This window comes from Aeromonas sp. MR7, from assembly GCF_963899385.1.
In the GTDB taxonomy this organism is placed as follows: domain Bacteria; phylum Pseudomonadota; class Gammaproteobacteria; order Enterobacterales; family Aeromonadaceae; genus Aeromonas; species Aeromonas bestiarum.
This window is the reverse complement of the sequence record NZ_CAWQXH010000002.1, coordinates 127,429-140,968: the sequence shown is the minus strand read 5'-3', so window position 1 is coordinate 140,968 and position 13,540 is coordinate 127,429. Positions and strand designations below refer to the sequence as shown.

The 13,540-nt window shown below is 60.5% G+C and carries 9 protein-coding genes, 1 tRNA gene and 2 rRNA genes; 11 read left to right on the top strand and 1 reads right to left on the bottom strand.

Translation table 11 applies throughout. The features are described from left to right. Positions 1 to 12: 12 nt before the first annotated feature. The 10 genes from rrf (AACW87_RS01560) to AACW87_RS01515 all read left to right on the top strand — a co-directional run bounded on the left by rrf (AACW87_RS01560) (position 13) and on the right by AACW87_RS01515 (position 10,192). Positions 13 to 127, top strand: a 5S ribosomal RNA gene (gene rrf, locus AACW87_RS01560). 106 nt (positions 128 to 233) lie between these two features. Then, positions 234 to 309, top strand: a tRNA-Thr gene (locus AACW87_RS01555). A gap of 27 nt (positions 310 to 336) precedes the next feature. Next, positions 337 to 451, top strand: a 5S ribosomal RNA gene (gene rrf / locus AACW87_RS01550). Positions 452 to 606: 155 nt separating this feature from the next. Further along, the gene (gene ebgR, locus AACW87_RS01545) at positions 607 to 1,572 is read left to right on the top strand and encodes a transcriptional regulator EbgR (protein WP_241326385.1); all 966 of its coding nucleotides are present in this window, start codon (positions 607 to 609) and stop codon (positions 1,570 to 1,572) included. 320 nt (positions 1,573 to 1,892) lie between these two features. Continuing rightward, positions 1,893 to 4,967: a beta-galactosidase subunit alpha gene (gene ebgA, locus AACW87_RS01540; protein ID WP_241326384.1), complete on the top strand. Its 3,075-nt coding sequence runs from the start codon at positions 1,893 to 1,895 to the stop codon at positions 4,965 to 4,967. Next, complete coding sequence (locus AACW87_RS01535) at positions 4,964 to 5,419, top strand: beta-galactosidase subunit beta (RefSeq protein WP_241326383.1); 456 nt, start codon at positions 4,964 to 4,966, stop codon at positions 5,417 to 5,419. The genes ebgA and AACW87_RS01535 overlap by 4 nt, the downstream gene beginning before the upstream one ends. 103 nt (positions 5,420 to 5,522) lie before the next feature. Further along, the gene (locus AACW87_RS01530) at positions 5,523 to 6,968 is read left to right on the top strand and encodes an amino acid permease (RefSeq protein ID WP_241326382.1); all 1,446 of its coding nucleotides are present in this window, start codon (positions 5,523 to 5,525) and stop codon (positions 6,966 to 6,968) included. 96 nt (positions 6,969 to 7,064) lie between these two features. Further along, positions 7,065 to 7,403: a tRNA-binding protein gene (locus AACW87_RS01525; protein ID WP_241326381.1), complete on the top strand. Its 339-nt coding sequence runs from the start codon at positions 7,065 to 7,067 to the stop codon at positions 7,401 to 7,403. A 172-nt stretch (positions 7,404 to 7,575) separates the two neighbouring features. Next, a complete protein-coding gene (locus AACW87_RS01520) occupies positions 7,576 to 9,039 on the top strand; it encodes an amino acid permease (RefSeq protein WP_241326380.1) in 1,464 nt (487 codons plus the stop codon). A gap of 202 nt (positions 9,040 to 9,241) precedes the next feature. Further along, positions 9,242 to 10,192 carry a bile acid:sodium symporter family protein gene (locus AACW87_RS01515; RefSeq protein WP_241326379.1) on the top strand — a complete coding sequence of 317 codons (951 nt, stop codon included), beginning with the start codon at positions 9,242 to 9,244 and terminating at the stop codon, positions 10,190 to 10,192. A gap of 85 nt (positions 10,193 to 10,277) precedes the next feature. On the opposite strand, the gene ovoA is transcribed toward AACW87_RS01515, so the two are convergent. After that, positions 10,278 to 12,428, bottom strand: coding sequence for a 5-histidylcysteine sulfoxide synthase (gene ovoA, locus AACW87_RS01510; protein WP_241326378.1), 2,151 nt, complete (start codon positions 12,426 to 12,428; stop codon positions 10,278 to 10,280). A 358-nt stretch (positions 12,429 to 12,786) separates the two neighbouring features. Between ovoA and AACW87_RS01505 the strand changes: the two genes are divergently transcribed. Next, positions 12,787 to 13,509, top strand: coding sequence for a head GIN domain-containing protein (locus tag AACW87_RS01505; RefSeq protein WP_043139502.1), 723 nt, complete (start codon positions 12,787 to 12,789; stop codon positions 13,507 to 13,509). The last annotated feature ends 31 nt before the right edge of the window (positions 13,510 to 13,540 follow it).

Below are 13,540 nucleotides of genomic sequence, written 5' to 3'. Positions count from 1 at the left end.
ATTAAGATTTTGCCTGGCGGCCATAGCGCCGTGGAACCACCTGATCCCATGCCGAACTCAGAAGTGAAACGCGGTAGCGCCGATGGTAGTGTGGCATTCGCCATGCGAGAGTAGGACACTGCCAGGCTTCAATTAAGCAACTACAGCGATGTGGTTGGTCGCGATACAACGTCAGGTTGTGTTGGACAGAAGATTTAGATAACGCACGCAGTGCGGTCTTTACCGGTTAGTGTGCTGATATGGCTCAGTTGGTAGAGCGCATCCTTGGTAAGGATGAGGTCCCCAGTTCGACTCTGGGTATCAGCACCAGTTTTAAGTTAGTTTTAACGCTTTTTGCCTGACGGCAATAGCGCCGTGGAACCACCTGATCCCATGCCGAACTCAGAAGTGAAACGCGGTAGCGCCGATGGTAGTGTGGCATTCGCCATGCGAGAGTAGGACACTGTCAGGCTCCTATTTAGAAGAGGCCTCCCATTCGGGAGGCCTTTTTGCTTTGGAATTTTTCCTCTCACCCTGGGTTTCTTTTAGTAAAAATGCTGGGATGTCAGCACGTTGCCCGTTACTCTTGGTCTGGTATTGTCGGGAGTCATCGCCAGAGGAGTATGCATGGCCACGTTGAAGGAAATTGCGCAGGAGGCGGGGGTTTCCCAGGCGACTGTGTCACGGGTGCTCAATGAAGACCCGACGCTGAGCGTCAAGGAAGAGACCAGGCAGAAGATCTTCGAGATCGCCGAGCGGCTGGAATACAAGACCAGCACGGCTCGCAAAGGGGTGCACAAGAGCAAGCTGCACTTCCTGGCTGTCTATGCCTACCCGCAGAGCACCGAGGTCAACGATCCCTACTATCTCGCCATTCGCTATGGCATCGAGACCCAGTGTGCCCGCCTCAATATCGAGCTTACCCATTTTTACAACGGTGCCGAGGGGCGTGAGCTCTCCGCCGTCGACGGTATTCTGGTTATCGGCCATCTGCCACCTGAGCGGCTTGCGGCACTCTATTCCCTCTCTGCCCAGCTGGTGTTCGTGGACTGTCGCTCCCAGGGGGAGTTCGACTCGGTGGACGTGGATCTGGCGCTGATCAGCCAGCAGGTGGTGGATTTCTTCATTGCCCAGGGACACGGCCGCATCGGTTACATAGGTGGCCAGGATGAGGCGCCGGATCTGCGTGAGCTGGCCTTCCTCGACTACGGTCAGCGGCTGGGAGTGGTGCAGGAGAATGATCTCTATCGCGGGGACTTCTCCAGTGCCTCCGGCTACCGGCTGGCCAAAGAGATGCTGGCGGGGGATTGGCCCAAGGCCTTGTTTGTCGCCTCCGACTCCATCGCCATCGGTGTGCTGAGGGCCATCCACGAGAAGGGGTTGGCCATTCCCCAGCAGATCGAGCTGATCAGCGTCAACGATATTCCGACTGCCAAGTTTACCTTCCCGCCGCTCTCCACCGTACGGATCCACTCCGAGTTGATGGGCTCCCAGGGGGTCAATCTGCTGGTAGAGCGACTTCGCGACGAACGTGAGATCCCGTTGCGGGTACTGGTCCCCAGCCGACTGACTCTGCGTGGCACCACTCGGTAATTTTAGTAAAATTAATTGTTTTTTAGCCGCACCATCCTGGCATGGTGTGGCGACTCTCTTCATCCCTGATAGATATTTCCACTCGAAATAAATACTTAATATATTGTTATATAACGATATTGTTATTTATTTTCTTATGAAAATCAACATCCATGCCATTCGGGCAGACAAACCCCTCCTTTAGTTCCGGCTTCTGATCTCGCTCACAAAACCATCCAGCCATTGTGATCAGGTTAAAACTTTACCGATCCAAAACTGATATTTAGTAAATATTTATCTAAAGTTTACCCAGTCAAAGTTGCCTTGTTCCGGGAGGACATGTGAATAACTGGGAAAACGTTCAATTCGTTGGTGAAAACAGGCTGGCCCCGCGCGCCTACTTCTTCTCTTATGCCGACCACGCGCTGGCGGCCATCATGCAGCGCGAGCTGAGCCGCCGCTTTCTCTCCTTGAGCGGTCAGTGGCAGTTCAACTATTTTGCGCACCCCCTGCAGGTGCCGGAGGCCTTCTATCACAGCCCCATGAGTGAGTGGGGCCAGATCACAGTGCCCAACATGTGGCAGATGGAAGGGCATGGCAATCTGCAGTACACCGATGAAGGCTTTCCCTTCCCCATAGACGTGCCCTTTGTGCCGAGCAACAACCCCACCGGCGCCTATCAGCGCAGCTTCGTGCTGAGCCCGGCCTGGGATGGCGAGCAGGTGATCATCAAGTTTGACGGGGTGGAGACCTACTTCGAGGTCTATGTGAACGGCTACTATGTCGGTTTCAGCAAAGGGAGCCGCCTCACCGCCGAGTTCGATATCAGTGCCTACGCCAACATCGGCGAGAACCTGCTGTCGGTGCGGGTGATGCAGTGGGCGGATTCCACCTATATCGAAGATCAGGACATGTGGTGGATGGCGGGGATCTTCCGCGATGTCTATCTGGTGGGCAAACCGGCCGTCCATGTGCAGGACTTCTTCATCCGCACCGCGCTGGCCGATGACAACCAGAGCGCTACCCTGAGCTGCGATATCCAGCTGGAAAATCTGGGGGCGGCTGCCCGTGATCACCGTCTGGTCTGGTCGCTGCTGGATCAGGGCAGCGAGATCGCCAGCGGTTCGCTCGACAATCTCGCCATCGACGGCAAGCGTGACTGCCGTTTCACGCTGGATCTGGCCAACCCCCATCTGTGGAGCGCCGAAGATCCTTACCTCTATCAGCTGCAACTCTCCCTCTACAACGGTCAGGGCGAGCTGCTGGAAGTGATCCCGCAGCGGGTCGGGGTACGTGAAATCAAGGTCAAGGATGGCCTCTTCCATGTCAACGGCCACTACCTCAAGCTGCACGGGGTGAACCGTCACGACAACGACCACCTCAAGAGCCGTGCGGTCGGCATGGACCGTGTTGAACGCGATATCGTGCTGATGAAGCAGCACAACCTCAACTCGGTGCGCACCGCCCACTACCCGAATGACCCGCGCTTCTACGAGCTGTGCGACCAGTACGGCCTGTTCGTGATGGCGGAGACCGACGTGGAGACCCACGGCTTTGCCAACGTCGGCGATCTCAGCCGCATCACCGACGATCCCTTCTGGGAGCCGGTGTTCGTGGATCGTATCGAGCGCCACGTGCACGCCCAGAAGAACCACCCCTCCATCATCATCTGGTCGCTGGGGAACGAGTCCGGCTACGGCTGCAACATCAGAGCCATGTACCAGCGCTGCAAGGCGATCGACCCGACCCGGCTGGTGCACTACGAAGAGGATCGCGATGCCGAGGTGGTGGATTTGGTCAGCACCATGTACTCCCGCGTCTCCCAGATGAACTGCTTCGGCGAGTTCCCTATGGCCAAGCCGCGCATCCTCTGCGAATACGCCCACGCCATGGGCAACGGCCCGGGTGGCCTGAGCGAATACCAGCAGGTGTTCGACCGCCATCCCCACATTCAGGGCCACTACATCTGGGAGTGGTGCGATCATGGCATTCTGGATCAGGACGAGCAGGGCCGCCCCGTTTACAAATACGGCGGCGATTACGGCGACTACCCCAACAACTACAACTTCTGCATGGATGGCCTCATCTATCCGGATCAGACTCCTGGGCCGGGCCTGCGCGAATACAAGCAGGTGATCTGCCCGGTCAAGGTGCGGGCGCTGGATCTTGCCAGCGGCCGGCTTGAGCTGGAAAACCGCTACTGGTTCTCCAATCTCGACGACATTCGCCTGCTGGTCGAGGTGAAGGCCGAGGGCGAGCTGCTGGCCAGCCAGCAAATCCGGCTGGAAGGGGTTGCCCCCGGTGCCATCACAGATCTGCTGCTCGAACTGCCATCCCTCGATGGGCGGGAAACCTTCGTCCAGCTGCGGGTCATCAAGGCCACCGCCACTCGCTACAGCGCGGCGGAGCACGAGCTGGGCCAGTACCAGTTCCAGCTCAAAGAGTCGACTCGTCAGCTGCAGCCCTTTGCCAATCCCAACGCCACCCCGTTGCAGATTGCCGATGAGCGGCTTGCGCTGACCTTGAGCGGCAGCGGCTTCGCCCTGCGCTTCTCGCGCCTCGACGGCAAGCTGGTGAGCTGGCAGCAGGACGGCAATGAGCTCATTGAGCGGGCGCCGCGCCTCACCTTCTTCAAGCCGATGATTGACAACCACAAGCAGGAGTACGAGAGCCTGTGGCACCCGAACCACCTGCAGATCATGCAGGAGCACTTCCGTACCCTGAGCTGGCGCCAGCTGGGTGACTCGGTCGAGGTGACGGTGGAGAGCCTGATCGCGCCCCCCGTGTTCGACTTCGGCATGCGTTGCCGCTACGTCTACACCCTGAGCCCGAACGGCCAGCTGCACGTTGCCCTCTCCGGTCAGCCCTACGGCGGCTATGACGACATCATTCCCAAGATCGGCTTCGAGCTGGGTATTCGTCAGGATCTCGACCGGGTGCACTACCTTGGCATGGGTCCGGGCGAGAACTATCAGGACAGCCGCCAGAGCAACTGGATCGACAGCTTCAACAGCACTGTGGGCGAGATGTGGGAGCACTACCCCTTCCCGCAGGACAACGGCAACCGCCAGCAGGTGCGCTGGGCGACCCTGACCAACCGTCACGGCGCCGGTCTCTACGTGCGACCCGATGCTCCCATCAACCTGAGCGTCTGGCCCTACAGCTGGGAGCATATCCACGGGGCGCAGCACATCAACGAGCTGGAGCCGAGCGGCTATCTGACCCTCAATCTGGACTACAAGGTGCTGGGGCTGGGCTCCAACTCCTGGGGCTCCGAGGTGCTGGACTCCTGGCGGGTGCGCTTCGAGCCGTTCAGTTTCGGCCTGACCCTGCTGTCCATTGCCCGCGGCAACCTCAATCCGGCTGCGCTGGCCGGGATCGATCTCACCATCAACGGCGGGAGGAACCTCGCATGATCACCCTGGACAACCTGACCCTGTTCAAAAACATCTACCGGGAGGGCAAGAAGTGGGGCCGCTGCGTGGAGGCCATCAACAACCTGCCAAACCTCACGCCCGGCATCTGCCACTCCATCGGTGACTCTCTCACCTACCGCTTGCAGGAGGGGGCCAGCCCGGCCACCTCACTGTTCGAGGGGCAGCGCCGTTACTTCGACGTCCACTACTACCTGGAAGGGGAAGAGACGGTGGAGTGGGCTGCCAAGCGCGAGCTGGGAGTCGAGCAAGGCTATGACGACACCACGGATCGCGAGTGGCTGGCCGGCGAGGTGCGTGAGCGCCAGCAGGTGGGCAACGGGCAGGTGGTGATCTTCGAGAATGACGAGGCCTACCGCTTCGCAGGCGACAGCCCGGTGCGCAAGCTGATCATCAAGGTCACGGTCGAAGGCGGCTACTTCAAAAACAAATAACAAGCCGCTGTTTTTGCACTGATAAAGCCGGAAGGGCGGGGCTCACCCTACATCCAAGCCCCGCCCTTTCGCAGAAATATAACTACAGGTCTGGAGATGGAAAATGTCAGATGCCAAACGCAATACGATAGGCAAGTTTGGTCTGCTGTCGCTCACCTTCGCGGCGGTATTCAGCTTCAACAACGTCATCAACAACAACATCGAGCTCGGTCTGGCCTCGGCCCCGATGTTCTTTCTGGCCACCATTTTTTACTTCATTCCGTTCTGCCTGATCATTGCGGAATTTGTGTCACTGAACAAGAACTCCGAAGCGGGGGTGTATGCCTGGGTGAAGAGCTCCCTCGGCGGGCGCTGGGCCTTTATCTCCGCCTACACCTACTGGTTCGTGAACCTGTTTTTCTTCACCTCGCTGCTGCCGCGGGTCATCGCCTACGCCTCCTATGCCTTCCTCGGCTACGAATACATTTTCACCCCGCTGGCGACCACTTTCTTAAGCATGGTGCTGTTCGCCTTGGCCACCTATGTCTCCACCAACGGCGCCAAGATGCTCGGCCCCATCACCTCGGTGACCTCGTCCCTGATGCTGCTGCTGACTCTCTCCTACATTCTGCTGGCGGGTGTTGCGTTAATCGGTGGTGTACAACCGGCCGACCCCATCACGGTAGAGGCCATGATCCCCGATTTCAGCTGGGCCTTCCTCGGCATCACCACCTGGATCTTTATGGCGGCCGGTGGCGCCGAGTCGGTGGCTGTCTACGTCAATGACGTGAAAGGCGGCTCCAAGTCCTTCGTGAAGGTGATCATCATCGCCGGGCTCTTTATCGGGGTGCTCTACTCCATCGCCTCCCTGCTGATCAACGTCTTTGTTCCGAGCGATACCCTGCATTTCACTGGCGGCTCGGTACAGGTGTTCGAGGGGTTGGCTGCCCATTTTGGTCTGCCCGCTGTGTTTATGAACCGCTTCGTGGGTCTGGTCTCCTTCACTGCCATGTTCGGCTCCCTGCTGATGTGGACCGCGACCCCGGTGAAGATCTTCTTCTCCGAAATCCCGGCCGGCATCTTCGGCAAGAAGACCGTCGAGCTGAACGAGAACGGCGTACCTGCCCGTGCAGCCTGGATCCAGTACCTGATCGTATTTCCGCTGATGGTGATCCCGACCCTGGGCTCCAACACCGCGCAAGAGCTGATGAATACCGTCATCAACATGACCGCTGCCGCCTCCATGCTGCCGCCGCTGTTCATCATGCTGGCCTACCTCAATCTGCGCCTGAAGCTGGATCACCTGCCACGGGATTTCAAGATGGGCTCGCGCACCACGGGGATCGCCGTGGTCTCGGTGCTGATCGCCATCTTCTCGGTTGGCTTCTTGGCCTCCACCTTCCCGACCGGTGCCGACATCATGACCATCGTCTTCTACAACGTCGGCGGGATAGTGATCTTCCTCGGCTTCGCCTGGTGGAAATACAACAGATACGAAGCCTCCCTGAGTGAAGAAGCGCGCGCGAAAGAGGCCCTACCGGCCGCTCAGGTGTCCATCCAGGCCTCCTGATCCCCAGAGCAAGCCGGCCCGAGTGGCCAAGAGAGAACAAGCGGGTGGCGGCGGCCACCCGTGACCGGTTGAACCACAGAACAGAAGGAGAATGGAATGAGCGAGACAATCGAGTTTGCCGAGTTCAAACGGGTCGAGATGAAGGTGGGCAAGGTACTGGAGGTGGTGCGCCATCCAGGGGCCGACAAGCTCTACATAGTGCAGATCGACGTGGGTGGTGAGCGGCCGCTGCAGACCGTCACCAGTCTGGTGCCCCACTACAGCGAAGATGAGCTGATGGGCAGCCAGGTGGTGGTGCTGATCAACCTCAAGCCGACCAGGATGCGCGGCGAGCGTTCCGAGTGCATGTTGCTCTGCGCCGAGACCCCGGACGAGAGCCAGAGCGTGCTGCTGCAGCCTCGCGTGCCCATGGCGCCGGGTACCCCGATCGTCTGAGCGATCCCTGATTGAGTGCCGGTGCGGTTGGGCCGCAGCGGTTTGCCAGCGAGGTCGCTTGAGCGGCCCGACCATAACAAGAAAATCTCTGGCCGGGCCATTAGGCCTGTGCCGAACACATTCAGAGTCAAAGCGTCAGCTGGTGAAGCGGCGTTATTCCATTGGAGGACATATGTCTGATTCCGTACGCGGCACCATAGGCAAGTTTGCCCTGTTGTCGATGACCTTTGCCGCCGTGTTCAACGTGCGCAACATAGTCAACAACAACATAGAACTTGGGCTCAGCTCGGCGCCCATTTTCCTGCTGGCCACGCTCGTCTATTTCATCCCCTTCGTGTTCATCATTTCCGAGTTCGTCTCGGCCAACAAGAACTCCGAATCGGGCATGTATGACTGGCTCAAGAAGCCGCTCGGCACCCGAATGGCCTATCTGGGCTCCTTCCTCTACTGGTTCGTGAACCTGTTCTGGTTCGTCTCCCTGTTGCCCAACGTCATCGCCTACGCCTCCTACGCCATGCTGGGGTATGAATACAGCTTCTCCCCCATGGTGACCTCGATCATCTCCATAGCGCTGTTCGCGGCGGCAACCCACATATCCACCAAGGGGGCGACCTGGCTCGGCAAGATTGCCGAACTGGTGGCCTACGGGGTGTTCGCGCTGTTCGCCATCTATGTGCTGGGTGCCCTGATGGCACTGAGTGGAGATCATGTGGCGGCCCAGCCCATCACGCTGGAAGCCATGACCCCCACAGTCAACTGGGCGACCCTGGGCATCATGTGCTGGATCTTCCAGGCGGCCGGTGGCGCCGAGACGGCGGCGGCCTATCTCAATGACGTGAAAGGTGGTCAAAAGTCCTTCATCAGGGTGATCATCACGGCCGGTATCGTCATAGGGGCCATGTATGCGCTGGGTTCCCTGCTGGTTAACGTGTTCGTGCCGCGGGAAAGCCTCACCTATGCCGGCGGCATGGTGGAGATCTTCACCGGCATGGCCCAGTACTTCCATCTGTCCGAGGCGCTGGTCGGCCGTGCGGTCGGGGTTGTGCTCTTCATCGCCATGTTCGGCTCCATGATGATGTGGACCTCGGCCCCGGTGAAGATCCACTTCTCCGAGATCCCCCAGGGCGTCTATGGGGAGAAGACCACCCAGCTCAATGAGCACGGGGTGCCGGTGCGCGCCGCCTGGTGGCAATTTGCGTTCGTGTTCGTGATGCTGGTGGTGAACGGTTTCGGCTCCGAGTCGGTGCAGCAGATGATGAACACCGCCATCAACCTCACCGCCGGTACCGCCATGCTGCCGCCCATCTTCATCATGGTGGCTTACTTCGTGTTCCGCTGGAAACACGACGACACCCCGCGGGAGTTCCGCATGGGATCTCGCACCTTCGGCATGGCCGTGGTGTCCGTGCTCATCCTCATCTTCGTGGTGAGCATGAGCGCCTCCGCCTTCCCGAGCGGGGTGGATCTGGTACGCGCCTTCTTCATCAACGTCTTCATGACGGCGGTCTTCTCGGCGCTGGCCTACTGGTGGATCTCCCGCTTCGAGAAGCGCCAGGCCCGCAAGCTTGGTGGTAATGACAAGAAAACCGGCAACGGCACGCTGGCAGACGGCACCAAGCTGGCCAAGCAGCGCTGAATCACAGGGCTGGCCGCCAGCCCGGGTTGCTTAATTTCCTGCACGCTGCGAGGGGCCGCTCAACTTTGCGGCTCCCGCATATAGGGGTAAGCTGGGGATTCGTTTCAACGGGAGGTGCCAGACACCTCCTGTTGTGTTTCTTGTCGTCCCTGAACCCGGCCTCTTTGACGAGGGCGGGATCTGCTTCCGATGGAGACCGCTCGTGCGTCTGGATCCCTTTACCTGTGTGCTTATTCTGGTGGTCACCCTGGCCTCCCTCTTTCCCTGCGAGGGGCAGGTTGCCGTCTGGTTCGCGTTGCTGACCAAGCTGGCGGTGGCACTCTTGTTCTTCATGCATGGCGCCAAGCTGTCGCGCCAGAACCTGCTGGCGGGGCTGGGTCACTGGCGGCTGCATCTGGTGGTGATGGCCAGCACCTTCCTGCTGTTCCCGCTGCTGGGACTGCTGCTTACCCCGCTGGTGCCGCAATGGCTGAGCCCGGCCATCTATCTCGGTTTCCTCTATCTGTGCGCCTTGCCCGCCACAGTGCAGTCGGCCATCGCCTTCACTTCCATGGCGGGGGGCAATGTATCGGCGGCCGTGTGCAGCGCCTCTGCCTCCAGCATCCTCGGTATCTTCCTCTCCCCCGTGCTGGTGGGGCTGATGATCAATGTACAAGGGGAGGGGGTCGATACCTGGCACTCCATCCAGGCCATCATGGTGCAGCTGATGCTGCCCTTCGTGGTGGGTCATCTGTCGCGGCCCTTGATCGGCCGCTGGGTCGACAGCCATAGGCCGCTGATCGGCAAGCTGGATCAGAGCTCCATTCTGCTGGTGGTCTATGTGGCCTTCAGCGAGGCCGTGGTGCAGGGGATCTGGCATCAAGTAGGCTGGTACGATCTGGCCAGCATAGTGCTGCTCAGCTGCGTGCTGCTGGCGCTGGTGCTGGGCTGGAACGTCTGGATCAGCCGTCGCCTCGGCTTCAACAGGGCGGACGAGATCACCATAGTCTTCTGCGGCTCCAAGAAGAGTCTGGCCAACGGGGTGCCCATGGCCAACGTCATGTTCCCGGCCGCCAGCGTCGGTGTCATGGTGCTGCCGCTGATGATCTTCCACCAGATCCAGCTGATGGTCTGTGCCGTGCTGGCCCGCCGCTATCACGAGCAGGGGGCCTGAGCCCAGCCGGGTGCACGCCACAATGAAAAAAAGGAGGCCGACAGGCCTCCTTTTTTATTTTCACGGCCCGTGCCGTCGCCGCTCTCTAGCGCTTACGCCAGACGGTGAGCTGGGCCAGGGTGTGCTGATACTTGCGGGCGGTTTCGCGGATCACGAAGGGCACGTCCCTGGACGGGCAGTGCTCCTCGAACTCCTCCGCCAGCAGCCGTTGCAGCGCCTGATAGGTGCTGAGGGCCTCGCCGTTCTCCCGGATGCCACCGAGCCAGTTGGCCTTGGGGGTGTAGTCGGTCAACCAGGTGTAGGGGCTGGTGAGCACCAGCAGGCCACCGCTGCGCAGGCGCGGCGCCATGTCCCGCAGGAAGCGGGCCGGTTCGCGCAGCCGGTCGATCAGGTTGGCGGCGAGCACCAGATCGTAGTCGCCGTACTTGGGCTTGAGGTTGCAGGCATCCCCCTGGCTGAAGTGGACCCGCTCGCTCTGCTGGCGGCCGAGATCCTGGCTCGACAGCCGCGCCTCGCAATACTCCACCAGATCACCTTCCACCGGTACCGCGTAGCGGAAGCTGTCCTGACTCGCCAGTGCCAGCGCCACGTCGATGAAGCGGGCCGAGTAGTCCACTCCGTCCACATGCTGGAAGTGACGGGCCAGTTCGAAGCTGGCGCGACCTGTGGCGCAGCCTATGTCCAGTGCGCGCTGGTGGTTGCCGCACAGCTCGCTGGCCAGGTCTGCCAGGGTCTTGGCGTAGTTGGCCACGCCGAAGTGGGCCGGACCGTACTGGAAGTCGAGGTATTGTGCGACGAGCGTGTCGGTTTCATAAGGATTCACGATAACGGGTTCCTGATAGCGGGAGACCAGATAGCGGAAGCCCGCATGCTGGAAGAAGTGGCGGCGAAAGGCGTAACGGGATGACTTGAGGGCCTCGTTGCCCGTGCTTGCCCAGCTGCCGCCCTTGATGAGGGTGTGCTTGCCATCGAAGGTCGGGGTGGAGAAGTCATCGTAGAGCGGGTGTACCTTGAACCCCTCGAAGCCGTCGATGGCGGAGCTGGTCCACTGCCAGACGTTGCCCACCAGATCGAAAAAGCTGCCCTGGGGGAAGGCGTCCACCGGGCAGGAGGAGGCGAAGCGGGCCAGATTGAGGTTGCCGGGTGCCTCAACCCAGTCCGGCTGATCCCCCGCCAGCTGATCGCGCAGCAGCGCCCACTCCCCCTCGCTCGGCAGCTGGATGGGCAGCCCGGTCTGGGCCGCTTTCCAGCGGCAGAAGGCGGCGGCCTCCAGCTGATTGACCTCGGCGGGCCAATCCCAGGGCATGGCCACCCGCTCCGTCATCAGCCGCAGTTGCAGTTGCTCGGGTTCGCTGGGATCGCCGACCCAGAAGCTGGGCATGCGCGCCCTGGCATACTGGCACCAGCCCCAACCCTCCTCATCCCACCACTGCTGCCGGTCATACCCCCCCGCCTGCACGAAGGCGAAATACTCGGCATTGCTGACCAGCATGCGGCTGGCCTGAAAGGGGGTGACGTCGATGTGGCGCTCGCCATATTCGTTGTCCCAGCCATAGGTGGCATCCTGCTTGCCGAGGCGCACACGGCCCCCTGCCACCGGCAGCAGGCTGTTGGCAGGCACGTCCGCCATCTGATGGCGTACCTGGGGGCAGGCGGGCCAATAGGGGCGGGGCCGTACCCAGGCCAGTGGCAGCTGGCGGAGCAGCACGCTGGAGGTCTCGAGGTGGATGCGCTCATGCTCTATCCCCATCAATATGACCCAGGCCGGGCTCTGCCAGTCGATGGGTAGGGTCAGCGGCATCCGCTCGATGAAGTCGACCATCAGGGCGCGCACCTGTGCGCGGTAGTCGCGCAGCTCGGCGACGGCGGGCCAGTCGTAGTGGGTCTCGTCGAGATCGTCCCAGCTCATCTCGTCCACCCCGATGGCCACCATGGCCTCGATGCGGGCGTCGAGCCGGCTGTCGATGAGGCGGGCCGCCAGCAGCTTGTTGATGAAGAAGGCGGCCGTGTGGCCGTAGTAGAAGATCAGCGGGTGGCGCAGCGGGATCGCCTTGTTGAACCAGGCGCGCTCATCGGCCAGACAATCGAACAGCGAGTCGTAGAGATCGAAGGTCTGGCAGAAGTAGGCCAGCAGTTCACGGCGCTTCTGCTCGGGATCGCTGCCGGTCAGCAGCGGGGTGCGGGTCGGCTCAGGCAGGCCGACGGCGGTGTAAAACGAGGTGCTGACTTGGGTCACGCTCTGACTCCTTGTTGCAGTGAAGACTGACAAGACAGTGGTAAATGCATCGATGGAGAGCTCTATACGCACAAGGTATCACTATTGGCTCAACGGACTGGCGCCACAACAAAAAACTTCCACGGTTTGTCAGCATAGCGACCCTGCGGGAGGGCTGCCAACCGACCGGGATCTCCCCGTTTTGGGATGGTCATTTTTACCAAATTATGGTCTGAATGACTCTCTGTATAGTGGTGATGCTGACATGGGAAAGTTAAATAATGATGAAAATCATGCGGTTGATGATTTGGCATGGGGTTTGCCATCTATGAGGACCAAACGGTCTGAAGACGGCCAGAACACAACGAGGAGAGTGGCGATGAAATGGATGATGGGCATTATGCTGGTCGTGGGGCTCAGTGGTTGCAGCTGGCTGGATGATACCCGGGTGAGTGGGGCGGGGGCCGTGATCGAGCAGCAGCACGCCATGGGTCGGCAGGTGACCAGGATACTGGCCGGTGTGCCCGCCAGTATCCATCTGGTCGCGGGTGAGGCGAGCGGTATTCATATCAAGGGGCAGGAGAACCTCTTGCCCTATCTGGTGCTGACCGAGAAGGGAGACAAGCTGGAGATAGAGGTGAAGGATGGCTATCGGCTCGATCCCACAGAGCCGCTGGAGCTCACCATCACACTGCCGGAGCTCCATGAGCTGGCGCTGGCGGGCACGGGCAGCGGCGATCTGCATGGCTTCAAGGGTGACCAGCTGGTGCTGTCGGTGGCCGGCACGGGCGACATAGTCGCCAGCAAGCTGGATCTGAACCGGCTGGAGGGCAACATAGCCGGCTCGGGCAGTCTGGATCTGGGTGAAGGCTCGGCCAAAGCCGTGGAGCTGAACATAGCCGGCGCCGGCGATGTGCTGGGAGCGGGTCTCAGAAGCGAGCAGGTCGAGATCAATATCGCTGGCAGCGGGGATGTGGAGGTGCGGGCCCGGGATCGGCTCAAGGTCGGCATCGCCGGATCCGGTTCGGTCAGCTACTGGGGTGATCCCAAGCTGGAGAGCAAGATCGCGGGCTCGGGTGACGTGACCCGCCAGGGCAGCTGATGCCGCTGGCCTCAAGCCGCCAATCGAAAGC

What these genes read in the sequence shown, in the direction of transcription:
- AACW87_RS01520 (WP_241326380.1), top strand. Translation starts at nt 7,576, where the DNA reads ATGTCTGATTCCGTACGCGGCACCATAGGCAAGTTTGCCCTGTTGTCG.
- AACW87_RS01505 (WP_043139502.1), top strand. Translation starts at nt 12,787, where the DNA reads ATGAAATGGATGATGGGCATTATGCTGGTCGTGGGGCTCAGTGGTTGC.
- AACW87_RS01530 (WP_241326382.1), top strand. Translation starts at nt 5,523, where the DNA reads ATGTCAGATGCCAAACGCAATACGATAGGCAAGTTTGGTCTGCTGTCG.
- AACW87_RS01525 (WP_241326381.1), top strand. Translation starts at nt 7,065, where the DNA reads ATGAGCGAGACAATCGAGTTTGCCGAGTTCAAACGGGTCGAGATGAAG.
- AACW87_RS01535 (WP_241326383.1), top strand. Translation starts at nt 4,964, where the DNA reads ATGATCACCCTGGACAACCTGACCCTGTTCAAAAACATCTACCGGGAG.
- ebgR (WP_241326385.1), top strand. Translation starts at nt 607, where the DNA reads ATGGCCACGTTGAAGGAAATTGCGCAGGAGGCGGGGGTTTCCCAGGCG.